At 56.9% G+C, this 26783-nt stretch carries 27 protein-coding genes; 12 read left to right on the top strand and 15 right to left on the bottom strand.

Going from position 1 to position 26783, the window contains the following annotated elements:
- Positions 1–44: 44 nt before the first annotated feature.
- Positions 45–1271, bottom strand: a complete 1227-nt coding sequence (gene ilvA, locus ACR0CA_RS14040) for a threonine ammonia-lyase IlvA (protein ID WP_480899704.1) — start codon at positions 1269–1271, stop codon at positions 45–47.
- Between the two features lie 59 nt (positions 1272–1330).
- A complete protein-coding gene (locus ACR0CA_RS14035) occupies positions 1331–1954 on the bottom strand; it encodes a hypothetical protein (protein WP_480899702.1) in 624 nt (207 codons plus the stop codon).
- A gap of 266 nt (positions 1955–2220) precedes the next feature.
- On the opposite strand from ACR0CA_RS14035, the gene ACR0CA_RS14030 reads away from it, so the two are divergent.
- The 3 genes from ACR0CA_RS14030 (at position 2221) to msrA (ending at position 4634) form a co-directional block, all read left to right on the top strand.
- The gene (locus tag ACR0CA_RS14030; RefSeq protein ID WP_170771370.1) at positions 2221–3447 is read left to right on the top strand and encodes an argininosuccinate synthase; all 1227 of its coding nucleotides are present in this window, start codon (positions 2221–2223) and stop codon (positions 3445–3447) included.
- Between the two features lie 144 nt (positions 3448–3591).
- On the top strand, positions 3592–3873 hold the full coding sequence (locus ACR0CA_RS14025; RefSeq protein WP_170771368.1) for an SCP2 sterol-binding domain-containing protein: 282 nt from the start codon (positions 3592–3594) through the stop codon (positions 3871–3873).
- A gap of 89 nt (positions 3874–3962) precedes the next feature.
- Complete coding sequence (msrA, locus tag ACR0CA_RS14020; RefSeq protein ID WP_480899699.1) at positions 3963–4634, top strand: peptide-methionine (S)-S-oxide reductase MsrA; 672 nt, start codon at positions 3963–3965, stop codon at positions 4632–4634.
- Here msrA and ACR0CA_RS14015 read toward each other — a convergent pair.
- Positions 4631–5500, bottom strand: coding sequence for a ribokinase (locus ACR0CA_RS14015; protein WP_480899696.1), 870 nt, complete (start codon positions 5498–5500; stop codon positions 4631–4633). The two genes, msrA and ACR0CA_RS14015, sit on opposite strands and share 4 nt — an antisense overlap.
- Positions 5497–7761 carry an NADP-dependent malic enzyme gene (locus tag ACR0CA_RS14010; protein WP_170786172.1) on the bottom strand — a complete coding sequence of 755 codons (2265 nt, stop codon included), beginning with the start codon at positions 7759–7761 and terminating at the stop codon, positions 5497–5499. Before ACR0CA_RS14010 ends, ACR0CA_RS14015 begins: the two co-directional genes overlap by 4 nt.
- 161 nt (positions 7762–7922) lie before the next feature.
- Here ACR0CA_RS14010 and mutS point away from each other — a divergent pair, with 161 nt between their 5' ends.
- Positions 7923–10538: a DNA mismatch repair protein MutS gene (gene mutS, locus ACR0CA_RS14005; protein ID WP_480899817.1), complete on the top strand. Its 2616-nt coding sequence runs from the start codon at positions 7923–7925 to the stop codon at positions 10536–10538.
- Between the two features lie 58 nt (positions 10539–10596).
- Here the strand turns inward: mutS and ACR0CA_RS14000 are convergent, their stop codons facing one another.
- Positions 10597–11160 (bottom strand): nucleotide exchange factor GrpE, encoded by a 564-nt coding sequence (locus ACR0CA_RS14000; RefSeq protein ID WP_170771360.1) that lies wholly within the window; start codon positions 11158–11160, stop codon positions 10597–10599.
- A gap of 10 nt (positions 11161–11170) precedes the next feature.
- Positions 11171–12235, bottom strand: a complete 1065-nt coding sequence (gene hrcA / locus ACR0CA_RS13995) for a heat-inducible transcriptional repressor HrcA (protein WP_170771358.1) — start codon at positions 12233–12235, stop codon at positions 11171–11173.
- A gap of 112 nt (positions 12236–12347) precedes the next feature.
- Here hrcA and rph point away from each other — a divergent pair, with 112 nt between their 5' ends.
- The 4 genes from rph to ACR0CA_RS13975 are packed head-to-tail and all read left to right on the top strand — an operon-like array spanning position 12348 to position 15171.
- Positions 12348–13061 carry a ribonuclease PH gene (rph, locus tag ACR0CA_RS13990; protein WP_170771356.1) on the top strand — a complete coding sequence of 238 codons (714 nt, stop codon included), beginning with the start codon at positions 12348–12350 and terminating at the stop codon, positions 13059–13061.
- The gene (gene rdgB, locus ACR0CA_RS13985; protein ID WP_480876457.1) at positions 13058–13672 is read left to right on the top strand and encodes an RdgB/HAM1 family non-canonical purine NTP pyrophosphatase; all 615 of its coding nucleotides are present in this window, start codon (positions 13058–13060) and stop codon (positions 13670–13672) included. The genes rph and rdgB overlap by 4 nt, the downstream gene beginning before the upstream one ends.
- Entirely contained in the window at positions 13662–14816 is a 1155-nt protein-coding gene (gene hemW / locus ACR0CA_RS13980; RefSeq protein WP_480899692.1) for a radical SAM family heme chaperone HemW, read from the top strand. The genes rdgB and hemW overlap by 11 nt, the downstream gene beginning before the upstream one ends.
- 1 nt (position 14817) lies before the next feature.
- Positions 14818–15171 (top strand): YbaN family protein, encoded by a 354-nt coding sequence (locus tag ACR0CA_RS13975; protein WP_170790205.1) that lies wholly within the window; start codon positions 14818–14820, stop codon positions 15169–15171.
- Here the strand turns inward: ACR0CA_RS13975 and ACR0CA_RS13970 are convergent.
- The 7 genes from ACR0CA_RS13970 to ACR0CA_RS13940 form a co-directional block, all read right to left on the bottom strand.
- Positions 15161–16057 (bottom strand): ParB/RepB/Spo0J family partition protein, encoded by an 897-nt coding sequence (locus ACR0CA_RS13970; protein WP_480899689.1) that lies wholly within the window; start codon positions 16055–16057, stop codon positions 15161–15163. The two genes, ACR0CA_RS13975 and ACR0CA_RS13970, sit on opposite strands and share 11 nt — an antisense overlap.
- A gap of 19 nt (positions 16058–16076) precedes the next feature.
- Positions 16077–16877, bottom strand: coding sequence for a ParA family protein (locus ACR0CA_RS13965; RefSeq protein ID WP_170786181.1), 801 nt, complete (start codon positions 16875–16877; stop codon positions 16077–16079).
- The gene (rsmG, locus tag ACR0CA_RS13960; protein ID WP_480899687.1) at positions 16870–17472 is read right to left on the bottom strand and encodes a 16S rRNA (guanine(527)-N(7))-methyltransferase RsmG; all 603 of its coding nucleotides are present in this window, start codon (positions 17470–17472) and stop codon (positions 16870–16872) included. Before rsmG ends, ACR0CA_RS13965 begins: the two co-directional genes overlap by 8 nt.
- On the bottom strand, positions 17469–19337 hold the full coding sequence (gene mnmG, locus ACR0CA_RS13955) for a tRNA uridine-5-carboxymethylaminomethyl(34) synthesis enzyme MnmG (protein WP_480899685.1): 1869 nt from the start codon (positions 19335–19337) through the stop codon (positions 17469–17471). The genes rsmG and mnmG overlap by 4 nt, the downstream gene beginning before the upstream one ends.
- A 12-nt stretch (positions 19338–19349) precedes the next feature.
- Positions 19350–20636, bottom strand: coding sequence for a tRNA uridine-5-carboxymethylaminomethyl(34) synthesis GTPase MnmE (gene mnmE, locus ACR0CA_RS13950; protein WP_480899682.1), 1287 nt, complete (start codon positions 20634–20636; stop codon positions 19350–19352).
- A 30-nt stretch (positions 20637–20666) separates the two neighbouring features.
- Entirely contained in the window at positions 20667–21938 is a 1272-nt protein-coding gene (rho, locus tag ACR0CA_RS13945) for a transcription termination factor Rho (protein WP_170771337.1), read from the bottom strand.
- A 148-nt stretch (positions 21939–22086) separates the two neighbouring features.
- A complete protein-coding gene (locus ACR0CA_RS13940; protein ID WP_480899681.1) occupies positions 22087–22536 on the bottom strand; it encodes a CopD family protein in 450 nt (149 codons plus the stop codon).
- 404 nt (positions 22537–22940) lie between these two features.
- Between ACR0CA_RS13940 and ACR0CA_RS13935 the strand changes: the two genes are divergently transcribed.
- The 4 genes from ACR0CA_RS13935 to dnaQ are packed head-to-tail and all read left to right on the top strand — an operon-like array spanning position 22941 to position 25675.
- Positions 22941–23540: a Maf family protein gene (locus ACR0CA_RS13935; RefSeq protein WP_480899679.1), complete on the top strand. Its 600-nt coding sequence runs from the start codon at positions 22941–22943 to the stop codon at positions 23538–23540.
- Entirely contained in the window at positions 23537–24370 is an 834-nt protein-coding gene (locus tag ACR0CA_RS13930; protein WP_480899675.1) for a shikimate dehydrogenase, read from the top strand. Before ACR0CA_RS13935 ends, ACR0CA_RS13930 begins: the two co-directional genes overlap by 4 nt.
- Positions 24367–24960 (top strand): dephospho-CoA kinase, encoded by a 594-nt coding sequence (coaE, locus tag ACR0CA_RS13925; RefSeq protein ID WP_170786191.1) that lies wholly within the window; start codon positions 24367–24369, stop codon positions 24958–24960. Before ACR0CA_RS13930 ends, coaE begins: the two co-directional genes overlap by 4 nt.
- Positions 24953–25675: a DNA polymerase III subunit epsilon gene (gene dnaQ / locus ACR0CA_RS13920; protein WP_480899671.1), complete on the top strand. Its 723-nt coding sequence runs from the start codon at positions 24953–24955 to the stop codon at positions 25673–25675. The genes coaE and dnaQ overlap by 8 nt, the downstream gene beginning before the upstream one ends.
- 27 nt (positions 25676–25702) lie before the next feature.
- On the opposite strand, the gene secB is transcribed toward dnaQ, so the two are convergent.
- Together secB and ACR0CA_RS13910 are read right to left on the bottom strand one after the other, a co-directional pair.
- A complete protein-coding gene (gene secB, locus ACR0CA_RS13915; RefSeq protein ID WP_170771325.1) occupies positions 25703–26206 on the bottom strand; it encodes a protein-export chaperone SecB in 504 nt (167 codons plus the stop codon).
- 64 nt (positions 26207–26270) lie between these two features.
- Positions 26271–26762, bottom strand: a complete 492-nt coding sequence (locus ACR0CA_RS13910) for an FxsA family protein (RefSeq protein WP_480899669.1) — start codon at positions 26760–26762, stop codon at positions 26271–26273.
- Between the last annotated feature and the right edge of the window lie 21 nt (positions 26763–26783).

Genomic DNA, 26783 nt, shown 5'->3' with positions numbered 1-26783 from the left:
AGGCGAAAACCAGAAGGCAAACAAGGCGGTCGGCGCGCTTGCAATCAGATCACGAACTGCGCCAGCGTTTCGTCCTCGGTGATATCGGTATAGGTGAACCCAGCCTCGTCCAGATGCGCAAACAAGCGGGCGAAATTCTCGGGTTTGCGCGTTTCAATCCCTATCAGGACCGAGCCGAAATTGCGGGCCGATTTCTTCATATATTCGAACCGGGCGATGTCATCCTCAGGGCCGAGGATATTGAGAAACTCTTTCAGCGCACCCGGACGTTGCGGCAGGCGCAGGATGAAGTATTTCTTGACCCCCGAATAACGCTGCGCTCTCTCTTTCACTTCCGGCAATCGCTCGAAATCGAAGTTGCCACCCGAGGTCACGCATACGACGGTCTTGTCTCGGATAAAGCTTTGAATGTCGCCCAGCGCCTCGATCGCCAATGCACCTGCGGGTTCCAGCACGATGCCTTCGACATTCAGCATTTCGATCATGGTGGTACAGATACGGTCCTCGGACAAGACATGCACGTCAGACAAGTGGCGCGATTTCAACAGCTCGAACGGTTTCGCGCCGATTTTTCCGACGGCCGCTCCATCAACAAAATTGTCTACGTGATCCAATGCAACCGGATGCCCAGCCGCCATAGCTGCGTGCAGGCAAGCCCCACCCTTGGGTTCGACAAACAGGCAATGGGTGCGGTCCCCGAACCACGTCGCCACGCCCGAGGACATACCACCCCCGCCCACCGGCAGGATTACATGGTTTGGTAGATGACCCAACTGTTCCTCGATCTCAACCGCCAAGGATGCCTGCCCTTCGATCACATCCTCATCGTCGAAGGGCGACAGGAAATGCCCACCCTGATCGGCGCACCACGCTTGTGCCGCGGCCAGAGTGTCATCGAAATAGTCGCCGGTCAGGTGGATCTCGATATTGTCGCCACCAAAGATTCGGGTTTTCTGGATTTTCTGCTGCGGAGTCGTCACTGGCATGAAGATCACACCGCGCACGTTCAGGTGTTTGCACATATAGGCCACACCCTGCGCGTGATTTCCCGCGCTGGCGCAGACGAACAGGTCTTGTCCTTGTTGCTTGCGCATCGCATTGAACGCGCCCCGGATTTTGTACGACCGTACGGGGCTGAGGTCTTCACGCTTTAGCCAGATATCTGCACCGTAACGGTCAGACAGATGGGCATTCCGCTGCAACGGCGTTGCCGGAAAGACTGAGCGCATCGCCTGTTCGGCAGCGCGGGCGCGGGTCATGAAATCACTCATGACCCGTTCAGTGGCTTATCCCAGCCGAAAGGGCAAGTAATACATATGTGTACGTAGCTTCAGCGCAGCTCGCGTCCTTCGGCAAACACACCGAACAGTGTGGTCAGGATACTGACATTGATCATTGGCAGAACCAATGCGCCGAAAAACAATGCCAGGAAGGCACCCAAGACCGGCACAATAGCCAGTGCTGAAATGACAAGCTGTATCAGAAACTGGAAAACTGCCGCTGCGATCACAATAACGACGATCGCGCCACTGGACCCTACGGTTTTGGCCCACGCCTCACCCAGCGTTAGAGGTTGCCCTATCGCAGCAGCGGGAAGAATGATGGAAAGGCGATAGAAGCAAATGAACAGAAACACAGAAAAAACCGCCACAAGCACCAAGGATAACACGCTGGCTCCGACGGTGGCGGCAACAAGGCTTACCGGCACAAAAGCCAGCGTCATCACCAAACCGATCAGTAATACGCGCCCCAGATAGGCAAGAATTCTGTCGAACCGGAATGTCGGGAAAAGACCCCGAGGGTATTCCTCAAGCAGTATGAACCGGTGCCACGACACTGCGATCCAGAACATCGTCACGATGAAAATAACCGCCAAGCAAAGGAAAAACAGTACAACCGAGCCAGACGGTTCAGTCGCATCGGCATCCAATTGATCCAATGGGACATCCAGCACAAAAAAACAAGCCGATCAAACGCGCGGTCGCCACGATGGCCGGACCAAGTGTGATCTGCAAAACCTGTTTGAGATTTCCAAAAACCATTCGCACTGAGTGCATAAAAATCTGCCAACCCAACATCGTAAAATCTGTCCCTTCAACCAATTCGTGTTTTATGTGCGAATGTTTCACCCGAAATCAGGCAGCCCGTCAACGCAGATAACTTGCCCCGCGCGGCAAAACCCGTTAGGGGCCAGTCGTTCTACGCATAAAGGGAAGTCAGATGTCCGCGCCCAAGAAAGTTGTTCTGGCCTATTCCGGTGGCCTTGATACCTCGATCATTCTGAAATGGTTGCAGACCGAATATGGTTGTGAGGTCGTCACCTTCACCGCCGATCTGGGTCAGGGTGAAGAGTTGGAACCAGCTCGCCAAAAGGCCGAGATGCTGGGGATCAGCCCCGAGAACATCTTTATTGAGGATATTCGCGAAGAGTTCGTCCGTGATTTCGTCTTCCCCATGTTCCGCGCCAATGCCCAGTATGAGGGTCTGTACCTGCTGGGCACGTCGATTGCGCGGCCTCTGATCTCGAAGCGTCTGGTTGAGATCGCTGCCGAAACCGGGGCCGACGCCGTGGCGCATGGCGCGACCGGCAAGGGCAACGATCAGGTGCGGTTCGAATTGGCTGCTTACGCTCTGAACCCGGAAATCAAGGTGATCGCACCTTGGCGTGAATGGGATCTGACCAGCCGGACCCGTCTGATCGAATGGGCCGAAGCGCATCAAATTCCGATCGCCAAGGACAAACGTGGCGAGGCTCCGTTCTCGGTCGATGCGAACCTGCTGCACACCTCGTCCGAGGGCAAGGTTCTGGAAGACCCCGCCGATATGGCGCCCGACTATGTCTATCAGCGCACAGTTCATCCCGAAGACGCCCCGAACGAGCCCGAGTTCATCGAAATCGGCTTTGAAAAAGGCGACGCGGTCAGCATCAATGGCGAGGCGATGAGCCCGGCTACCATCCTGACCAAGCTGAACGAATATGGCGGCAAGCACGGCATTGGCCGTCTGGATCTGGTCGAAGGCCGGTTCGTTGGTATGAAATCGCGCGGCATCTACGAAACGCCAGGCGGCACAATCCTGCTGGAAGCGCACCGTGGTATCGAATCCATCACCATGGACCGGGGCGCGATGCACCTGAAAGACCAGCTGATGCCGCAATATGCCGAGCTGATCTATAACGGCTTCTGGTACTCACCCGAGCGTGAGATGCTGCAGGCCGCCATCGACAAGAGCCAGGAACATGTCACCGGCACCGTCCGCGTGAAACTGTACAAAGGTCTGGCCTCGACCGTGGGCCGCTGGTCGGATCACTCGCTGTATTCCGAGGCGCACGTGACGTTCGAGGAAGATGCCGGTGCCTATGATCAAACCGACGCGGCGGGCTTTATCCAGTTGAACGCGCTACGCCTCAAGCTGCTGGCCGCGCGCGACAAGCGTCTATCGAAGTAACCAAGACCGATCTTTGATGAAACCCGGTGCCCGAAACGGCGCCGGGTTTTCTTGTGCCATTACTGCCGCGTCAGTTCCCGTTGGGTCACCCTTGCCTGACGTCGCGCATTCCCTTTACGCAAAGGTCAACCGAGGAGGAACACCATGTTGCAAGAGATCGCGGACGGCATTCAAAAAGGCCTGACCGGCAAAAGCTTTGACGGCTCGTTGAAGTTCGATTGCGGAGAGGACGGGGTCATCGTTCTGGCCGACAATCAAGCTACCACGCAGGATCAGGATACCGACTGTACGATCCGCATTTCCAGAGACAATCTGACCAAGCTGCTAACCGGGAAACTGAACCCGATGACAGGCGTCGCGTTGGGCAAGCTCAAGATTTCGGGAAATATGGGCGTGGCGATGAAGCTGGGGCAGTTGCTGGGATAAACTCGTCTCACCACCGCGTGACAAACCATGTCAGCGGATTGCATGAGACGAAAAGAGAGGGCAGCTTTGATCTCAGAAGGAGACCTGCCATGACCCGCATCGCTTATCTCGACTACGTCAAACCGACGCTTCTTTTTGCTTTGATTACGATCGCAGCTTTGCTGCGTGCAGCCCCCGCGCCCGCTGCGGGGACCGAAACCCTGACCGTTGCCGGAGGGTGTTTCTGGTGTGTTGAATCAGATTTCGAATCCGTCCCCGGCGTGCTCGAAGCGGTTTCGGGCTTTACAGGCGGTCAGGTGGCCAACCCCACTTATGATCAGGTGTCCAAAGGTGGCTCGGGCCATTATGAGGCCGTGCAGATCACGTTCGATCCGGCTCGCGTTTCCCGTGAAACCCTGCTGAACATGTTCTTCCGCTCGGTCGACCCCACGGATGCTGGCGGTCAATTCTGTGACCGAGGTGACAGCTATCGCACCGCGATTTTCGTCTCCAACGCAGGCGAAAAAGCCAAGGCCGAAGCTGCCAAAGCCGACGCCCAACGCGCCTTGGGCCAGACGGTCGTAACGCCGATCCTGCAAGAAGGCGCGTTTTATCCGGCAGAGGAATACCATCAGGACTACTACAAGGGCGACAAGCTGGTCTTCACCCGGTTCGGCCCAAAGCGTCAGAAGAACGCCTATAAGGCTTACCGCAAAGCCTGCGGCCGCGATGCCCGCGTCAAACAGCTTTGGGGCGGCGACGCACCCTTTGCCGGGTCTTAATCGAACCGCGCCTCCCGGACGTCTTTGAGGTCCGGTATTACATCCGCCGTACCGTGCCGCGTGACCATCAGGGCCGCGGCACGATTTGCTTGGGTGATCGCCTGCGCCATTGGCATCCCGCGATCCATCCCGGCCAGAACATACCCCGTAAATGTATCGCCCGCACCCGTAGTATCCACGGCATGCACCTTGTGGGCCGGAAAATCCGAGACCTCTCCACGGTGATAGTACCGCGCGCCCTCGGCACCCAGTGTGACAATCACATGTTCAATCTGAAGGTCAGTTACAGATTGACCGGTGGCCTCACGCAGCTGCCCGGCCTCGACCGAGTTGAGGATCAGGAAATCCAGAAATGGCAGCACCGCCTGTACCGAATCCGCCTGAAACGGGGCAGCGGCGTAACAGACCGTCAGACCCAACTCGCGACCCATCTTTGCGGCCTCAATCTGCATGTTGGTTTCGTTCTGCATCACCAGCAAGTCGCCCTTTGACGCCGATGACAGCGCCTGCCCCAGCTGATCCTGAGAGATCGCGTGGTTCGAACCCTGGAACAGGATGATATTGTTCTCACCCTCGGAATCCACAGCGATGATCGCATGGCCCGTGGGCACATACACCTGCGCGATATAACGGGTATCAACGCCATATTCCGTCAGCCGATCCCGTGCCCAGCGCCCGTCGAAACCGACGGCCCCGATATGCGCAATCCGCGCCCCTGCTCGGGCCGAAGCCACGGACATGTTTGCGCCCTTGCCGCCCAGAAACCGGTCGAGCCGATTGGCCGAGAGCGTTTCCCCCGGTCCGGGAAGGTGCGGCACATCATAGATCATATCCGCATTGATCGAGCCGAGGTTCCAGATCGTCATGGTTTGCCCGAAATGTCACACGAGGCCAGAATGGCCATGTTCAGGATGTCATTCGCCGTCGAGACGGTCGAACAGATTTGAATCGGCTTGTCGATCCCAGACAGGATCGGGCCAATCACGGTCGCGCCGCCCATCTCCTGCATCAGCTTGGTCGAGATCGAGGCAGAGTGCCGCGCGGGCACGATCAGGATATTGGCTGGGCCGGTCAAACGCTGGAACGGATAGCCCGCCTGTTGATCCACATTCAGGGCCACATCCACGGTCATCTCGCCTTCGTATTCGAAATCGACACCGCGCTGATCCAGAACCGCAGGTGCACGGTGCATCTTTTCGGCGCGTTCCGACACCGGATAGCCAAAGGTCGAGAAACTGACGAAGGCAACGCGTGGTTCAAGCCCCATATGGCGCGCAACGGCGGCTGAGCGTTCGGCAATATTTGCCAGATCATTCTCATCCGGCCATTCATGGACCAGCGTATCGCCGATCAGAACAATCCGCCCCTTGTGCAAAAGGGCCGTCACACCCGCTGCTCCGTGCGCGGCGTCGGCGTCAAACACATGGTTGATCCGGTCCAGCACATGCGCCGACTTGCGCGTCGCCCCCGTGACCAGACCATCGCCATGGCCATGGGCCAGCATCAGCGAAGAAAACACATGCCGGTCGCGCGCGGCCAAACGGTGAATATCCTTGCGGTCGAACCCTTTGCGTTGCAGACGCTGATAAAGAAAATTCGAGTAGGTCTCGAGATGGTTGGTATTGGCAGCATTTACCACCTCCAACTCGCGCACGGCATCGCCCAGACCGGCCTCTTCCAGCTTTTGCTTCACGTCATCGGGGCGCCCCACAACCAGTGCCTTGCCAAAGCCCGACCGCTGATATGTCACTGCGGCGCGCAGCACGCGAGGGTCGTCGCCCTCGGCAAAGATCATCCGGCTTTGCGCGGCGCGGGCACGGGCGTTCAGACCACGTAGGATGCTGGCGGTCGGGTCCATGCGGGACTTTAGGCTCAGCTCATAGGCGTCCATGTCGATGATCGGACGCCGCGCTGCGCCGGTATCCATCCCAGCCTTGGCAACGGCAGGTGGAATGCGGTGGATCAAACGCGGGTCGAACGGCGTGGGGATGATATAGTCGCGCCCGAATGTCAGCGATTTGCCATAGGCCATGGCGACCTCATCCGGGACATCCTCGCGCGCCAAATTTGCCAACGCGTGGGCACAGGCAATCTTCATCTCGTCATTGATGGCGCGGGCGTGGATATCCAGCGCGCCGCGGAACAGGTAGGGAAAGCCCAACACGTTGTTCACCTGATTGGGGTAATCGCTGCGTCCTGTGGCGACGATGGCATCGACGCGGACCTCATGCGCTTCTTCCGGGGTGATCTCGGGGTCGGGGTTTGCCATAGCGAAGATGACAGGGTTGTCGGCCATCGAGGCAACCATATCCTGCGTCACCGCGCCTTTGACCGAAACGCCCAGGAAGACGTCTGCGCCTTTCATCGCCTCTTCCAGCGTGCGCAGGTCCGTGGTGATCGCATGGGCCGATTTCCACTGGTTCATCCCCTCGGTCCGGCCTTGATAGATCACGCCCTTGGTGTCGCAAACGATGCAGTTCTCATGCCGAGCGCCCATGGATTTGAGCAGCTCAATACAGGCGATCCCCGCCGCACCTGCCCCGTTCAGAACGATCTTCACGTCCTCAATCTTCTTGCCCGAGATATGCAGCGCATTCAGCAGACCCGCTGCACAGATCACCGCAGTCCCGTGCTGGTCATCGTGGAAGACGGGGATATCCATCTCTTCCTTCAGGCGCTGTTCGATGATGAAACACTCGGGCGCCTTGATGTCTTCAAGGTTGACGCCGCCGAAGGTCGGCCCCATGAGTTTCACCGCACGGCAGAATTCATCCGGGTCCTCGGTATCCAGCTCGATATCGATCGAGTTCACATCGGCGAAGCGTTTGAACAGAACGGCCTTGCCTTCCATCACCGGCTTACCGCCCAGTGCACCAAGGTTCCCAAGGCCCAGAACTGCCGTCCCGTTCGAGATCACAGCCACCAGATTGCCCTTGTTGGTATAGTCATACGCCGTCTCGGGCGCGGCAGCGATGGCCTCACAAGGCACCGCGACACCGGGACTGTAGGCCAGCGACAGATCGCGCTGCGTGGTCATGGGAACGGTGGCCTGCACCTCCCACTTGCCGGGGGTGGGGTCTAGGTGAAAGGCCAGTGCCTCTGCTTCGGTGATCTTCGTTTTGGGCATCTTTTAGGTCGTTTCCATGACTTCGGGGCTTATGCGTCATAGCGCAGGCGGGGCTGCGCCTCAACGACAATACGTTTTCACCTTTCGTCACGGTTGGGGGATTTGTAAGATCGCGACCGGAAGACGCCAAGAGGGGGCCGCTTTTGTCCACAGTCACGCCGATGATGGCGCAATATCTTGAGATCAAAGAGGCCCATTCAGACGCCCTGCTGTTCTACCGCATGGGCGATTTCTATGAGATGTTTTTCGAGGATGCGGTGAACGCCGCCGAGGCGCTGGACATTGCCCTGACCAAACGCGGCAAGCACAACGGGGCAGACATCCCAATGTGCGGCGTGCCGGTTCATGCCGCCGAGGGCTATCTGCTGACACTGATCCGCAAAGGCTTTCGCGTGGCCGTATGCGAACAGATGGAAAGCCCGGCTGAGGCGAAGAAAAGAGGCTCTAAATCAGTGGTTCGGCGCGATGTTGTGCGTCTAGTAACGCCCGGCACGCTAACCGAGGACGCCCTGCTGGAAGCTCGCCGCCACAACTTTTTGGCCGCTTACGCCGAGGTTCGGGACGAGGCCGCTTTGGCCTGGGCCGATATCTCAACCGGGGCGTTTCACGTGATGCCTTTGACCTCGGTTCGGCTCAGCCCTGAACTGGCGCGGCTGGCCCCGTCCGAGCTGATCGTCGGCGACGGGATGGAACAGGCGCTGAACGAGACGGTGCGGGATCTGGGCATTTCGCTCACCCCCATCGGACGCGCCAGTTTCGACAGTACAGCTGCGGAAAAACGTATCTGCGGGTTGTTTCACGTGGGCGCATTAGATGCGTTCGGGTCATTTGGCCGGGCCGAAGTGTCCGCCATGGGTGCGCTGATCGATTATCTTGAGATCACCCAAAAGGGCAAATTGCCCTTGCTGCAAACACCGCTCAAGGAATCCGAGGACCGCGTGGTGCAGATCGACGCCGCCACGCGCCGCAATCTGGAACTCACACGATCCCTGTCAGGTGGGCGCGCCGGATCACTACTTTCTGTGGTTGACCGCACAGTGACGCCGGGCGGCGCGCGACTGCTGGAGCAGCGCCTGTCCAGCCCGTCCCGCAATCTGGACGTGATCCATGCGCGACTCGATGCGGTGGCCTTCGTGACCGAGGACAGCCTGATCGCGTCAGATCTGCGCGAGGCGCTGCGCAAAACCCCCGATCTGGACCGCGCCCTGTCGCGCCTGTCACTTGAACGCGGCGGGCCACGCGATCTGGCCGCAATCCGCAACGGCCTGACGCAGGCGGCCGCGATTGCTGAAATCTGTGAGGCGCAGGATCTGCCCGTTCTGCTCTCGACCGCATTGCAAAACCTTGTAGGGTTCGACGATCTACTAAACCTTCTGGACGAAGCATTGGTGGCCGAGCCACCCCTTCTGGCCCGCGACGGAGGCTTCATCGCCCCCGGTTTCGACGCAGAACTGGACGAAGCGCGCACCCTGCGCGATGAAGGTCGATCCGTCATCGCTGGATTCCAGCAGAAATACGCGGAACATACCGGCATCACGTCGCTGAAAATCAAGCACAACAACGTGCTGGGCTATTTTATCGAAACAACGGCCACACATGCCGAAAAAATGCTGAACCCGCCGTTCTCTGAGACCTATATCCACCGCCAGACCACCGCGAACCAAGTACGGTTCACTACGGTCGAACTGTCCGAGATCGAAACCCGCATCCTAAACGCCGGAAACATGGCGCTTGAGATTGAAAAACGGCTCTATCAAAGGCTTTCTTGCGATATTCTGACCCTCGCCGCCCGTCTCAACCAAGCTGCGCGAGGGCTGGCGGAACTGGACCTGACCACCGCGCTCGCCGATCTAGCGCGGGGTGAAAACTGGTGCCGCCCACAGGTCGACAGCTCGCGCGCGTTCAACGTGCAAGGCGGTCGCCATCCGGTCGTGGAACACGCGCTGCGCCAGCAATCGGGTGATGCTTTCATCGCCAATGACTGCGATCTGAGCGCCGATCAGGGGGCCGCGATCTGGCTGCTGACCGGTCCCAACATGGCCGGTAAGTCAACCTTCTTGCGCCAAAACGCGCTGATCGCCCTGCTAGCCCAAATGGGCAGCTATGTCCCAGCAGAACAGACCCATCTCGGCGTGGTCAGCCAACTGTTCAGCCGGGTCGGAGCCTCCGACGATCTGGCCCGCGGCCGCTCGACCTTCATGGTCGAAATGGTCGAAACCGCCGCCATCCTCAATCAAGCCGACGACCGCGCGCTGGTCATTCTGGATGAAATTGGCCGCGGCACCGCCACTTATGACGGCCTCTCGATCGCCTGGGCCACGCTGGAGCACTTGCACGCCGCCAACCAATGCCGCGCGCTGTTTGCCACCCACTACCACGAACTCACAGCACTGGCCGGAAAACTCGAAGGCGTCGACAACGCCACCGTCGCTGTCAAGGAATGGCAGGGCGAGGTGATCTTCCTGCATGAGGTCCACAAAGGCGCCGCCGACCGCTCCTATGGCGTGCAGGTCGCACAGTTGGCGGGCCTCCCAGCATCTGTCGTCGATCGCGCCCGAACCGTCCTTGAACAACTGGAAAAAACCGAACGCGAAGGCGGCAAGCAAAAAGCGCTGATTGACGACCTACCACTTTTCTCAGCTGCGCCACCACCTCCACCACACACGCCGAAACCCTCGCCGGTCTCAGACATGCTGCAAGATATCCTGCCGGACGAACTCACTCCACGCGAAGCACTCGACCTGATCTACAAACTAAAAGAGGCGGCCAAAAACTGACCGCCCCTTCTTCTGTTCAAAAACACCTCCGCCGGAGGCTTGGCCTCGCAGAGGCCAATCAGCTCGCAGGTGTCGACGACACTCCAACCTGCGCCGGACGCAGCAAACGGTCATGTAGCATGAATCCTTCAGCCGAGACCTGAATGATGTCGCCCGCCTTGGTGCCAGGCACCGGGGCTTCGAACATCGCCTCATGCATGTTTGGATCAAACCGATCCCCAACTTCCGGCGTGATCACCACAATCCCATGTTTTTGGAATACGTCCTTCAGTGCGCGCATGGTCAGTTCCACGCCTTCTATCAAACCAGCAGCCACTTCTTTCTGCTCATCGGTCGCAGCCTCAAGCGCGCGTTTCATGTTATCGTAAACCGGCAGCATGTCACGGGCCAGCTTTGACCCACCATACTGTTCCGCATCGCGACGGGCCTTATCGCCACGTTTCCGCGCGTTCTCTGCATCCGCCAGGGCGCGCATGAACTTGTCCTTGAACGCATCTCGCTCGGCGCGCAACGCGTCGATCTCAAGCTCTTCTTCGCTAATCTCAACAAGGTCCTCGGCCAGCTCTTCCGCTTCGGCCATTGCGATATCGTCCAGAAAATCTTCGTTTTTGGGCTCTGCCATCTCTTACCCTCTAGCTCCGGTCGGAAATCAGCTTGCCGACCAGTTGCGCCGTATAATCCACGATCGGCACGATCCGTCCATAGTTCAGTCGCGTGGGTCCAATAACCCCGACCGCACCGATTATCTTACGATCAGCGTTCATATATGGAGACACCACCAAAGAGGAACCCGAAAGTGAGAAAAGTTTGTTCTCAGAGCCGATAAAAATGCGCACACCCTCGCCATCTTCGGTCAATTCAAGGAATTCGGCGATGTCACGCTTACGTTCCAGATCGTCAAACAGGGTGCGAATGCGGTCCAGCTCTTCAACTTCGCCCGAATCCGCCAGCAGATTCGCCCGCCCCCGCACGATCAACCGGGCCGAGTCGCCTCCGTCCCCGTCCCAGGCCGCGATTCCGCTTTCGACCATGTCACGCGCCAGAACATCAATTTCCTGTTTACGCGCGTCGATCTGAGACAGCATCTGCTTGCGCACTTCGCTTATCGTGCGGCCCTCAATCAGCGCGTTCAGGAAATTCGCCGCCTCGCGCATGGAACTCGGCGTCTGCCCCGGCGGCGGAGTGAACAGGCGGTTTTCCACGTGCCCGTCCGAAAACACCAGCACCACCAAAGCGCGGTCATGGCCCAGCGAGACAAACTCGATATGCTTGATCTCGGCCTCATGCTTGGGCGTCAGCACCAGTGACGCACCTTGTGTCACGTGTGACAAAGCCGATCCCACCCGGTCCAGCATACCGCCCACATCACCCGTGTTAGAGCCTAATGTCTCATTCAGCTTCTGCCGATCGTCGGCGCCCAGATCGCCAACCTCAAGCAACCCGTCAACAAACATTCGCAGCCCCTGCTGCGTCGGAATCCGCCCTGCGCTTACATGAGGGCTGTCCAGCAGGCCCAGAAACTCCAGATCCTGCATCACATTGCGCACCGTCGCGGCGCTGACTTTCTCCGACAAGGTGCGGGTCAGGGTGCGGCTGCCCACCGGCTCGCCGCTCTCCAAATAGCTTTCGACGATCAACCGGAACACTTCGCGCGAGCGGTCGTTCATCTCATTCAGAATTTTACTTGCTTCGCTCATCGGCGGCCCCCTGCTGGATCGTCATTAAATCGCGGGTAAATGAAAGGTCAATCGGGGTTGCATCGTAACGCCACGGGGCGGTATCCCAAAGCCAGCAAACAAAGGATATTTCATGCGACCCTCAGGACGTAATCTAGACGAAATGCGCGCTGTTTCCATCGAGACAGGTTTCACCAAACATGCCGAAGGGTCTTGCCTGATCAAGATGGGCGACACCCATGTGCTGTGTACCGCCACGATCGAGGATCGCGTGCCGCCCTTTATCAAAGGCTCGGGCCTGGGTTGGGTGACGGCGGAATACGGCATGCTGCCCCGCGCGACCAACACGCGGATGCGGCGTGAGGCGACCTCAGGCAAGCAAGGCGGTCGCACCGTGGAAATCCAGCGCCTGATTGGCCGCGCCCTGCGCGCCGGTGTCGACCGGGTGGCGCTGGGTGAACGACAGATCACTGTCGACTGCGATGTCATTCAGGCCGATGGCGGCACCCGCTGCGCCTCGATCACCGGCGGTTGGATCGCGCTGCGTCTGGCGGTGAACAAGCTGATGAAAACGGGCGATGTAATTTCCGATCCTCTGATCGATCCTGTCGCCGCCGTGTCTTGTGGCATCTATGCCGGTCAGCCGGTGCTGGATCTGGACTACCCCGAAGACAGCGAAGCCGGTGTGGATGGCAACTTCATCATGACCGGCTCGGGCAAGCTGATCGAAGTACAGATGAGCGCCGAAGGCTCGGTCTTTAGCCGCGCGCAGATGGATCAGCTGATGGATCTGGCCGAGAAAGGCGTCGGCGAACTGGCAGCCGCACAGAAAGCCGCCACCGCATGACCCGCAAGTTCGACAGCGACAGGCTGCTGGTCGCCACGCACAACAGAGGCAAGCTTGAGGAGATGGCGCATCTTCTTGAGCCCTTTGGCGTGACCGTTATCGGCGCGGGCGAGATGAACCTGCCCGAACCGGAAGAGACAGAGGATACCTTTGTCGGCAATGCCCGGATCAAGGCGCATGCCGCGGCCAAAGCGACCGACCTGCCTGCCCTTTCGGACGATTCCGGGATCACCATCGACGCGCTGGATGGCGCACCGGGCGTCTACACCGCCGATTGGGCGGAAACCGGGAATGGCCGCGATTTCCTGATGGCGATGACCCGCGCTCATAATGAGTTGGAAGCGAAAAACGCCCCCCACCCGCGTACTGCGCAGTTCCGCAGCACGCTGGTGCTGGCCTGGCCCGACGGTCATGACGAAGTGTTCGAGGGCATCGCCCCCGGCCATCTGGTCTGGCCCATTCGCGGCGAAGGCGGGTTTGGATATGACCCGATGTTTGTTCCCGACGGCTATGACATTACCTTTGCCGAGATGGATCGCTGGGAAAAGAACAAGATCAGCCATCGCGGTCGCGCGGTGGAGATGTTCGTGAAGGGCTGCTTTGGCGGATGATTGGCGCAACGGGGGCTTTGGCCTGTATGTGCATTGGCCCTTTTGCGAGGCCAAATGCCCCTATTGTGATTTCAACAGCCATGTATCGCGTAATATCGATCAAAAACAATGGCTTGAGGCATATCTGACCGAGTTGCGTCGCTCGGCCACAGAAACGCCCAATCGCGTCCTGAACACGATCTTCTTCGGTGGCGGCACCCCATCCCTGATGAACCCCGACACCGTCGCCGCTGTGATTGATGAGGCCCGCGCCCTGTGGCGGCCCGCCAATGACATGGAAATCACGCTTGAGGCCAATCCCGGCTCGGTCGAGGCTGGGCGCTTCGCTGCCTATCGTGATGCCGGCGTGAACCGGATCTCGATGGGGGTACAAGCGCTGAACGATAAAGATCTGCGTCGTCTGGGCCGTATCCACACGGTGGCCGAGGCCCGCGCCGCCTTTGATATCGCCCGTAATTGCTTTGACCGCGTCAGTTTCGACCTGATCTATGCCCGCCAGCATCAAACGTTGGACGATTGGCGCGCGGAACTAACCGAAGCCCTGTCGATGGCCGTTGATCATCTGTCACTGTACCAACTGACGATCGAGGAAGGCACCGCCTTTGGCGACCGTTACGCGGTGGGCAAACTGCGCGGCCTGCCCGAGGATGACCACGCCGCTGACATGTACCTCGCCACGCAGGAGATTTGTGAGGCCCACGGCCTGCCCGCCTATGAAGTGTCAAACCACGCCCGACCAGGCGCGGAGTCGCGGCACAATCTGATCTATTGGAACTACGGGGATTATGTGGGCATCGGACCCGGCGCTCATGGGCGCATCACGGTTCATAACACCAAATACGCCACTGAAACCTACTTGTCGCCCACCGCGTGGTTGACCGCTGCCCTCAAGGGATCGGGTGAAAAGGAACGCACCGCGCTCAGCCCGCAAGATCAGGCGAATGAATACCTTATGATGGGGCTACGTGTTTCGGATGGTCTAGATATAGATCGCTACAGTGCACTATCATCGTATGAGCTGCCACATGGCAAACTCAACGATCTGAGTGAAATCGGCATGGTCGAGGTGCAAGACCGTCGGCTTAAGGCCACCAAAAACGGACGCGCCGTGTTGAATGCCGTTATCCGGGAATTACTGGGGTAGCATGCAGTATCTTTGGGCTACTCTGGGATTGATTTGCGTGGCGCTTGCAGTCATCGGTGTCGTGCTGCCACTGCTACCGACCGTCCCGTTCCTGCTGTTGGCCGCCTTCTTCTTCGCGCGCTCATCGTCCCGTTTGCATAATTGGCTGATCACACATCGCACGTTCGGCCCAATGATTATTGATTGGCAAAGCTCCGGCGCCATTCGTGCAAGTGCAAAAAAAGCGGCAACCGTGTCGATTGCCGCCGTTTTTGGAATTTCAGTCCTGATTTCTGTACCGGGGTACGTTCTTGCAATCCAGGCGATCGTTTTGGGCGCTGTGCTAACCTTTATCTGGACCCGCCCTAACGGCTGAGCTTGGCGCAAAGATCGTCGAGTTGATCCAGGTTTTCATAGGTTAATACAACCTGCCCCGTCTCGGTCCCCGCTTTATGGTTGATGACAACCTTCATCGCCAGAATGGCTGACAGATCCTTTTCCAATGCCCGCGTATCCGCATCCTTCCCTGCATCCAGATTACGCGCCCGAGGGACCGGTTTGGCTTCATTCGGCTGCTGTTGTTTCTTGACCAACGCCTCGGTCGCGCGGACTGAAAGGCCATCGCGGATCACAATTTTCGCCAGGTCAGTTGGGTTTTCGGCGGTAATCAACGCCCGCGCATGGCCGCCGGACAGCTTTCCCTCGACCACGAAATGCTGCACATCCATTGGCAATGACAGCAATCGCAGCAGGTTTGCGATATGGCTCCGGCTTTTACCCAGAGCCTCCGCCATTTTTTCCTGCGTATGGCCAAAGCGGTCCATAAGCTGTTTGTAACCCGCGGCCTCTTCTACAGCGTTCAGGTCAGCACGCTGGATATTCTCAATTATCGCGACTTCCAGAACCTCGGTGTCGTCGAAATCCCGCACAATAACTGGAATTTCATGCAGTTGCGCCATCTGCGCAGCGCGCCATCGCCGCTCACCAGCGACAATCTCATAATCACCTTCCGAGATTTCACGCACGATCAAAGGCTGGATGATGCCCTTTTCCTTGACCGAAGCCGCCAGTTCATCCAGCTGCTCTCGTGAAAAAGTACGGCGCGGCTGGTTCGGATTGGCGTGTAGTTTTTCAATCGGGACTTTCATGTCCGGGCGGCGTGGCTCGGACACGACGCGGCCTTCGGTTTCCTGCGTTACATCCGCCATCAATGCAGACAATCCGCGCCCCAACCCCCGAGGTTTCGATTTCTTAGCTGCCACTGTGCCCTCCTACCGCCATTCAGGCGGCTTTTTTATTCTTATGCATGACCTCGCGCGCCAAGTGTCGGTACGCCATCGCCCCTAAGGACCCAGAATCATATTGTAGAACTGGCAAAGCGTAAGACGGCGCCTCGCTGACCCGAACATTTCTGGGTATCTTGGTTTTAAATACCATCTCACCCAGATTGTCACGCGCGTCTTTTTCGACCTGACGGGACAAGTTGTTGCGGTTGTCATACATAGTCAGCACAACACCTTCGATTCTGAGGTCGGGGTTTGCCGTTTGCCGAACCTCTCGAATGGTCAGCATGAGCTGCGATAGGCCCTCAAGCGCAAAGAACTCACTTTGCAGCGGAACCAGCACAGAATGCGCCGCAACCATTGCGTTGACGGTTAAAAGGTTCAGCGAAGGCGGGCAATCGATCAGAACAAAGTCAAACCCAAACTTGTCGATAGCGGTTTGACGCAATGCGTCATGAAGCAGATAGCTGCGTTTTTCGTTGGAAATAAGTTCGATATCAGCCGAACTTAGATCCACAGTCGCCGGGATAACAAAAAGCCCACCAATTTCTGTTTCCTGAACGACCGCCTCCAGCGGTGCATCATCTAGGATCAGATCATATGTCGTCCAATCCCGGTCTTCGACACCTAAACCGGTGGACGCGTTGCCCTGCGGGTCCAAATCGACCACGAGAACTTTGCATCCAGCTTCTGCCAGGCCCGCAGCGAGGTTGATCGCAGTTGTTGTCTTTCCAACACCGCCCTTCTGATTAGCTACCGCAATTATCCGAGGGCCAGAAGGACGAGACAAATCAACCACGAGAAACTCCTTTTATCTTAAGGATAACGGCTTGGGGCTCGGTTAAACTTTTAATCGGCTCGGCATCGAAATTCCATTCCTCCTGCGCGTCCGACAGTTCTTTTTTCCACTTCGCGCCTTTCGGCAACAGGACTGTCCCAGATTCGCCTAAATGCCTGTCGCAAAACGATAATAAGACCTTTAATTCTGCAAGCGCGCGGGCTGACAAAACATCGGCATTCAAGGGGTCAATGGATTCAATTCGTTTGGAAATTACCCGGCAATTCGTGCTGCATTCACGCGCCACATTTCGCAGAAATGCTGATTTTCTTTGATCACTCTCCACCAGTGTGAACAAGGCGTCCGGATATTCTTCCATAGCCAGAATCGCACAGACCATACCTGGAAATCCGCCCCCACTACCCAGATCAACCCAAGAATTGAAGCTGTCGGCGCAGCGATAAACTTGCACAGAATCTTTGATGTGCCGCTCCCATATGTCCTCCAGGCTGTTCCTCGAGACAAGATTTATGCTTTGATTCCACTTTTTGACCAAATCCACGTAAGTGGTCAGCCGGGAAAATGTTTCACGTGAAACATTCAAGTCGTCCCTCATATCTTTCGCACTTTCTGGTTGCGGCGAAGTCTGGCCAAAACCAATGTCAGAGCTGCAGGCGTAACGCCTTCGACGCGACTAGCCTGACCAATATTCTCCGGCTTTGCTTGGGACAGCTTTTGTTTCATCTCTGACGACAAGCCTTCCAGGGCAAAAAAATCGAAACCCCTAGGAATTTCATAAGCTTCATCCCGGCGCATTGCTTCGACATCTCTTTTCTGCCGCTCAATATAGTTCGCGTACAGCGCGTCACGCTCCAGTTGTTGGCGGATATCAGGGTCAACGGCCTCCGAGCCCGAAATTAGTGGGATCAAATCCGAGTAATTGACTTTGGGAAACGCCAGAATCGCCATGCCATCTCGACGATTGCCGTCGTTATTAACCGAAATTCCTGCCGCGTTTATCTCTTTCGGCGAATATTTCCGCTTATTTAGCAACGACTTTGCCGCCGTTAACTTCTTCATCTTCTCGGAAAACACTTCTTCCCGTTTAGGTGTTACGCACCCCAGCTTAATTCCGACCGGCGTTAACCTCTGGTCTGCATTGTCTGCTCGCAATGACAGGCGAAACTCAGCACGAGACGTGAACATCCGGTAAGGCTCCGCGACTCCCTTGGTGGTAAGGTCATCAATCATTACCCCTATGTAACTGTCTGCACGTGTAAAATGAACAGGTTCTCTATCCAAGGTGGCCAGGGCGGCATTTAGTCCCGCTACCAAGCCCTGAGCAGCCGCCTCCTCATACCCAGTGGTTCCATTAATTTGACCTGCCAAAAATAAACCTGGCACAGAAGGCAGAGACAGCGAGGAAGTTAACACACGGGGATCCACGTAATCATATTCGATCGCGTATCCTGGTTGCAGAATCTTGGCTTTTTCCAAGCCCTTAATAGACTGGACATATTCGCGCTGAACGCCTTGCGGCAACGAAGTTGAGATTCCATTTGGATATATTGTGTGATCATTGACCCCTTCCGGCTCCAGAAATATCTGGTGGGAGTCCTTTTCGGCAAATCGAATAATCTTGTCTTCAATTGAAGGACAGTACCGCGGGCCGACGCCATCAATGTGACCGCCATACATTGCTGAACGCGCCAAGTTCTTTTCGATTATCTCGTGTGTTTGGGCATTCGTATGTGTAATACCACACGAGATTTGGGGAGCTACAACCGAACTGGACAAAAAAGAGAACAGGCTTGGTTCATCGTCTCCGTCTTGACGCTCTAGATCTGACCAATCAATCGTTCGTCCGTCCAATCTTGGCGGAGTGCCCGTTTTCAAACGACCAAGTGGTAACTCAAAGCTATCTAATCTTTCTGCCAATCGAACCGACGGTCTGTCGCCCATTCGTCCGCCCGGTTTGGCCTCATCCCCAATATGGATCACACCACGCAGAAATGTCCCGGATGTTAAGATCACTGCTTTTGCTCGGATTTCTGAGTCGTCCGCCAATCGGATACCGGCAACACGATCGGCGACGATCAGGAAATCAGTCACTTCACCGACAATAACGCTCAACCCTTGTTGAGCTTGAGTTTCTTTTTGCATTGCCGCCCGGTACAAAGTCCGGTCTGCCTGCGTTCGGGGACCTTGCACCGCGGGCCCCTTGCGACGATTTAGCAACCGAAACTGAATTCCGGCCCGATCTGCGACGCGCCCCATAACGCCGTCCATGGCATCGATTTCGCGTACTAAGTGGCCTTTGCCCAGCCCTCCGATTGCTGGGTTGCATGACATGACACCAATGTCGGCGGCTGACAAAGTCACCAACGCGGTATTCACACCCATCCGTGCGGCGGCGTGGGCTGCCTCGGTTCCTGCGTGGCCCGCGCCGATGACGATGACATCAAAATCCGAATGTTTCACGTGAAACACTCCTTACTTGCCCAAGCAGAAACTCGAGAATATTTCGTCCAACAAGTCTTCAACCCCGATCCTCCCAACCAGAGATTCCAACGTTCTGATAGCTGTGCGCATTTCTTCGGCAGCGATATCATACAGGTCTGGGCCTGATTCCAGAACCGAGATTGCCGCGTTCAAGGCCTGTTGCGCATTGATCAGCGCAACACGGTGCCTTTCTCGTGTCGCAATACCAGATGTCGTGGTTCGCGATGACAAAATACGCGATATACGGGCAACAAGTGCATCCACTCCGTGGCCTGTTTTCCCAGAAATGCCATTTTCACCCTCATCTCGAAGGTCGGATTTAGGGAAAACTTGGATATCATCGGACTGAAACTGCACATCCAATTCGGACGGGTCAGCTGTCAGAAACACTCGCATATCCGCAGCTTCCGCTCGTTTCTTTGCCAACGCAATCCCCAATGATTCCACATGATCTTCGGTTTCGCGCAATCCGGCCGTGTCCAACAGTGTTACCGGCAGACCGTCCAAGTCCATCCGCACTTCGATCACATCGCGTGTAGTTCCGGCATATTCCGATGTTATCGCGGCTTCTCGCCCGGCCAGCGCATTCAGCAAAGTAGACTTTCCAGCATTGGGCAAGCCGACAATAGCAACTTCAAATCCTGTGCGAATACATTCAGCAATCTTGACGCCTTCGGCTTCACGCATCAGGTCGGACATGACACCTTCAACTAAGGCCCGAACTTCAGGCGTGACATCGGTGGGCACCTCTTCATCCGCAAAGTCGATCACGGCCTCAAGTAAAGACGCGGCGCGGATCAGGTCGCGGCGCCAACGTTCAGCAAGCTGCCCTAGACCCCCGGCCAGAATAGTCTGCGCCTGTTTGCGTTGCGCTTCAGTTTCCGCGTCGATCAAATCGGCAAGACCTTCGACCTGAGTCAGATCCATCTTGCCGTTTTCCAACGCACGACGGGTGAATTCTCCGGGTTCCGCCAGTCGCAAACCATCGGTATCGGCCAGACACCGCATCACTGCGTTCACCGATGCAGTACTACCATGAATTTGCAGCTCTGCGACGTCCTCGCCGGTGAAACTGGCCGGTGCCTGGAACGTCAGCACCAACCCGTCATCCAGACGAGACCCATCGGGCCCGCGCAGCGTGCGTAAATTCATACCGCGCGCGGGAAGTTCCCCGCCCGTCAGATCCCTGACCGCCGAGTGCGCTAAAGGACCAGAGAGGCGTATAACCGCCACCCCTGCTTTGCCTTGCGCGCTGGCCAAGGCGAATATCGTATCCATTCGAAGGCCTCGCGTCCGTTAAGACCTGTGTCAGGTATTCATTGAATCGAAGAACTCGCCATTCGTCTTCGTCTGTTTCAACTTGGACAGCAGGAACTCGATCGCGTCGGTCGTCCCCATCGGGTTGAGGATGCGGCGTAGAACAAATGTTTTGGCCAGATCACCCTTGTCGACCAGCAGATCCTCTTTCCGAGTGCCCGATTTGAGGATGTCAATCGCCGGGAACACACGCTTGTCGGCGATTTTGCGGTCCAACACGATTTCCGAGTTACCCGTGCCTTTGAATTCTTCAAAGATCACCTCGTCCATCCTGCTGCCGGTGTCGATCAGCGCTGTGGCGATGATGGTCAGCGAACCGCCCTCTTCGATGTTCCGGGCCGCACCAAAGAACCGTTTGGGTCGTTGCAGAGCATTCGCATCCACACCACCGGTCAGAACCTTACCCGAAGATGGGACCACAGTGTTAAACGCCCTACCAAGTCTTGTGATCGAGTCCAAAAGAATCACAACATCTCGTTTATGCTCAACCAGACGCTTAGCCTTTTCGATCACCATTTCCGAAACGGCCACGTGGCGCGTCGCCGGTTCATCAAAGGTCGAAGACACGACCTCACCCTTCACCGAGCGCTGCATGTCCGTCACCTCTTCGGGACGTTCATCGATCAGCAGGACGATCAGATAGCACTCGGGGTGGTTCTGTTCGATCGAGTGCGCGATGTTCTGCAGGATCACCGTCTTACCCGTCCGCGGAGGCGCCACGATCAGCGACCGCTGTCCTTTACCAATTGGTGCAACAAGGTCGATCACGCGAGCGGACTTGTCTTTGATGGTGGGATCTTCGATCTCCATCTTCAGACGTTCGTCTGGGTACAAAGGTGTCAGGTTGTCGAACAGGATCTTGTGCTTAGCTTTCTCGGGGTCTTCAAAGTTGATCTTTGTGACCTTGGTCAGCGCAAAATACCGTTCGTTGTCATCGGGCGCCTTGATTTCACCTTCAACGGTGTCGCCAGTGCGCAGCGAATGCAGGCGGATCATGTCAGGCGAGACATAAATGTCGTCAGGACCCGGCAGATAGTTTGCCTCGGGCGAACGCAGGAAGCCAAAGCCGTCTTGCAGCACTTCCAGCACGCCATCGCCGCCAACGGTCCAGCCCTCATCCGCGCGTTCGCGCAGGATCTGGAACATCATCTCGCCCTTGCGCATGGTCGAGGCATTTTCGATCTCCAGCTCTTCGGCCATGGCCAGAAGGTCTTTGGGGCTTTTGGCTTTCAGATCGGCCAGATTCAGGGATTCATTGGACATGATACAAACCTTCACCGCTGTCAGTGCGGCACGAAGTGGAATTTCAGTACGGAAGATACGCCGCCCGGACGGGCGTGTTGACCCCTACATAAGCGTGACCTTTGTTGGAGTCAAACCGCCCATATATCTCCTGAGCACAAATGTGCCCTCAGAACTTCAGAACGACTGCCAGGACGATGATAACCATCAAAACGGTCGGAACCTCGTTCATCATGCGGTACTGCCGCCCATTGAGCTTATTTCGCCCCTCTATGAAATCCTTGCGCCGCGCCATCAGCCAATGATGGAACCAGGTCATCCCGATCACCGCAGTCCCTTTGGCCCAGGGCCAGGCCCAGTCCCAGCCGACAATGCCGGGCGTGAAGACCATGATCAGCCCGCAGACCCACGCCACGACCATCGCCGGGCGCATGATCACGCGCAGCAGCTTCTCTTCCATTTCAAAGAAGATCTCCTGCGCTCCGTCGACCGCCTGAGCCTTTTCTACGTGATAGACAAACAAGCGGGGCAGATAGAACAATCCTGCCATCCAAGAGATCACCGCCATGATGTGAACCGACTTTACCCAAGGGTAGATTGCAAAAAGAAGGTCGATCATGTTGGCTCCGAAGGTTTCCCGGGACCCTCCCTAATAAAAAAATAAGAAAAGAAAAAGGATGATGGTTTTGTAGGGTGGTTCAAATCCGTGGATTACTTTTTTACACATATGTTTTCCCCAAGTGGACAGAATCCGGTTCTGTCCGGATGATTCTGTTGAGAGAAAATTTTTCTTATTAATTTCAGTGATTTATACTTTTCTTGAATATGAATCACCGGGGATAAGTCTTTGGGTATGTTTGGAAAACCCCGGTTTTCCCGTTTGTCGACTTATCCTTGTCCCTACTGGATAGTATTCGGGCGAATCCGGGATGTTTGACGCGAAAATCGTGGGCTTGCGTGTCAACAGGAAAACCATACAAACCATCCCGGAACCGTTAACGATTTGCTCAGGGGGTTTTCCACATGTCTGTCCCCATCATTCTGGCCTCTGGCTCGTCCATCCGGGCGGAGTTGTTGCGCAATGCGCAGGTGCCGTTCAGCGTGCAAACCGCGCGCGTCGATGAAGACACAGCTAAACGCGCCCTTCTGGCTGAAGGCGCCTCGCCCCGCGATATTGCAGATGCTCTGGCCGAGATGAAGGCCCGCAAGGTCAGCGACAAACGTCCCGGCGCGATGGTGTTGGGATGCGATCAAGTGCTGGACTTCGACGGTCAGCTTTTATCGAAACCACAAACGCCTGACGACGCGCTGGCGCAGCTTAGGGCCATGCGGGGGAAACGGCATATGCTGCTATCGGCGGCCGTGATCTATCAGGATGGCGAGCCGATCTGGCGGCATGTGGGTCAGGTTCGCTTGCAGATGCGGATGAGCTCGGACGCATATCTGCGGGGCTACGTGGATCGAAACTGGGACAGTATCCGTCACGCCGTTGGGGCCTATAAGCTGGAAGAAGAAGGTGTGCGCCTGTTCGCCACCATTGACGGAGACTATTTTAACGTCTTGGGTATGCCCTTATTGGAGCTGTTGAATTTTCTGGCCGTCAAAGGGGTGATTGATCAATGAGCAAGGCAAAGATTCCTCTGGCCGGGGTGATCGGGCACCCAGTGGCCCATTCGAAATCGCCTCAGTTGCATGGGCATTGGTTAAAGACCTATGGGTTGTCGGGTCACTACGTGCCGATGGATGTGTCCCCGGACGATTTACAGGATGTGTTGCGCGCTTTGCCCAAGGCTGGGTTCGTGGGAACCAATGTCACCGTTCCGCATAAAGAGGCTGCGCTACGTCTAGCCGATGAGGCCACGGACCGAGCGCGCAAGATTGGCGCGGCGAATACGCTGGTGTTTCAGGACGATGGCCGAATCCACGCCGACAACACCGATGGCTATGGATTTCTCGAGAACCTGCGCAGCGGCGCGCCGGATTGGTCCCCGACGGACGGACCTGCGGTTGTGTTCGGGGCAGGCGGTGCCGCGCGAGCGGTGCTTCAGGCTTTGGTCGAGGCAGATGTGCCCGAGATTTTGCTAACCAACCGTACCCGGGAGCGGGCCGAGACATTGCGAGATGAATTTGGGCCCAGCATCACGGTTGTCGATTGGGTTCAGGCCGGAAATGTGATCGAGGATGCCGAATTGGTGGTCAACACCAGCTCTTTGGGGATGCAGGGGCAGCCCGAGTTACGCGTGCCGCTGGACGGGTTGCAGCCCGGTGCGGTTGTGACGGACCTGGTCTACGCACCGCTGAAAACGCATCTGCTGAAAACCGCCGAAGAGGCCGGCTGCACCACCGTCGATGGTTTGGGCATGTTGCTGCACCAGGCTGTGCCGGGTTTCGAAAGCTGGTTCGGTGTCCGCCCTGAAGTCAATGTAGACCTGCGCGCGGCTGTTTTGTCATGAGTTTCGCGCTTGGCCTGACGGGCTCGATCGGAATGGGCAAAAGCACCACAGCGCAAATGTTTGTCGATGAAGGCTGCGTGTTATGGGATGCTGATGCAGCAGTGCATAGACTCTATTCAAGGGGCGGTGCTGCAGTTGAACCGATGCAAGCCACTTTTCCCGCCGCAATCGTTGACGACGCGGTCAGCCGCGATGCGCTGAAACAGATCATCACAAATGACCCGGCTGCGCTCAAGCAGATCGAAGGCATCGTGCACCCCTTGGTTGCCGCAGACCGCGCTGCGTTTCGAGCAAACGCTACCGCGGATATTCTGGTTTTCGACATTCCCTTGCTATTCGAAACCGGTGGAGATGCTGCGATGGATGCCGTGGCTTGCGTGTCGATCCCGGCGGATGAACAAAAACGCCGCGTCATGGCGCGGGGAACGATGTCTGAGGCGCAGTTCGAGCAGATCCGCGCCCAACAGATGCCGAATGACGAAAAATGCGCACGATCTGATTTCGTGATCGTGACGGACAGTCTGGACCATGCCCGCGCGCAGGTGCAGGATGTGGTCAGGCAGATACGGGCGGGTTTGGCAGATGCGTGAAATTGTACTGGATACCGAAACCACGGGGTTCGATCCCGAAAGTGGCGACCGCATCGTGGAAATCGGCGCGGTCGAGCTTTGGAACCACGTGGCCACGGGCGAGACCTATCACGTCTATATCAACCCCGAACGTTCGATGCCGGAAGAGGCGTTTGGCGTTCACGGTATCGGCCCCGACCTGCTGGAAACTCCGCGACCACCGGAAAAAGGTGAAGTAACACTGAAGGACAAGCCGGTTTTTGCCAAGGTCGGTCAGGGATTTCGCGACTTCATCAAGAATTCGAAACTGGTCATCCACAACGCCTTGTTCGACATGAAGTTCCTGAACGCCGAGTTGAAATGGATGGGCCTGCCGCAGATTCCGATGGATCAGGCGCTCGATACGCTGGCCATCGCGCGCAAACGCTTTCCGGGTTCACCCGCCTCGTTGGATGCGCTGTGCCGGCGGTTCAATATCGACAACTCGAACCGAACGCTGCACGGAGCGCTGCTGGACTCTGAGATTCTGGCCGAGGTCTATCTGGAGCTGATCGGTGGACGGCAGCCGGATTTCGGCCTTTCGACTGTCGCCTCTGCGGCAGGTGCGGGCGGCGAAGAGTGGCGACCCACGGCACGACCGACACCCTTGGCGTCAAAGATCACCGATGAAGAACGCGCAGCACATGAAACATTTGTGGAAAAACTGGGCGAAAACGCCCTGTGGACCCGCGCCTGAGGGGTTATCCGGCGCGGGTCGAATGGGTTAGGCTTCGGCTTTTTGTGCTTCGGCCTGACGACGCATCAACTCGTTGCGGTACAGGGCCACGAAGTCGATATTGTCCAGGTTCACCGGCGGATAACCACCATCGCGGGTTACGTCGCTGACGATGCGGCGCAGGAACGGGAACAACATCCGCGGGCACTCGATCATCAGGAACGGATGCAGTTGGTCATCGGCCACACCTTCAACGTGGAACAGGCCGCAATAATCCAGCTCGCACAGGAACAGGATGTCTTCCATGCCCTTGGCTTTGGATTTGAGGTTCAGTTTGACCGAAACCTCATACTGATGCTCAGTCGGGCGCTTCTTTGCATCAAGATTGACCTGAACGGAAATCTCGGGCTGCACGTCGCCGGATACGCCCTTTTGGGCCATCACGTTTTCAAACGACAGATCACGAATGAATTGTCCCAGAACGCGCATCTGGATCTGCGGTGCCGCCTGGGCTGCGGCGGCTGTGTTTTCTTTGGCGTCTTCTTCGGCCATTTATCTACTCCGAAACTAAAATTTGCCTTTGCTTAGCAAGTTGGGCGCGGCACCTCAATGCAGGTCACGGACCTTCGACCCATTTCGATGGTTTTGATGGGTCACGGCGGGGGTGAACCTCGGTGTATTCCCCGTCGATCACGTCGTCTTGCGGTGCAGGGTCAGGACCGGTGCGGAACTGCGCGCCACCACCCATCTGAAACTGGGTGATGGTTACCCTGGACTTAAGAAAATTGAAAACGGCCACCCGAACTCCGGGAATAAGCAAAGCAAAACCAATGGCATCGGTGAAAAACCCCGGTGTCAGCAGCAATACGCCAGACAAGAGGATCATAGCGCCATGGGCCAGCGGCTTGGTCGGGTCGTCCAGTTCGGCAAAGGATCGCTGCAGATTGGCCAATGCCATGCGACCTTGTGTCCGTACCAAAGCCGTGCCCAACACAGCCGTCAGAACGACAATCGCAAGCGTTGGCCACAGACCGATCAGGCCGCCTACCTGAATGAACAGGGCGATCTCGATGATCGGTACCAGCAAAAATGCCAAGAACAGGTACATTTGCGTTATCCTTTACCAGCG

This window comes from Ruegeria sp. F12 (assembly GCF_056533885.1).
This window is presented reverse-complemented; position numbering and strand designations above follow the sequence as displayed.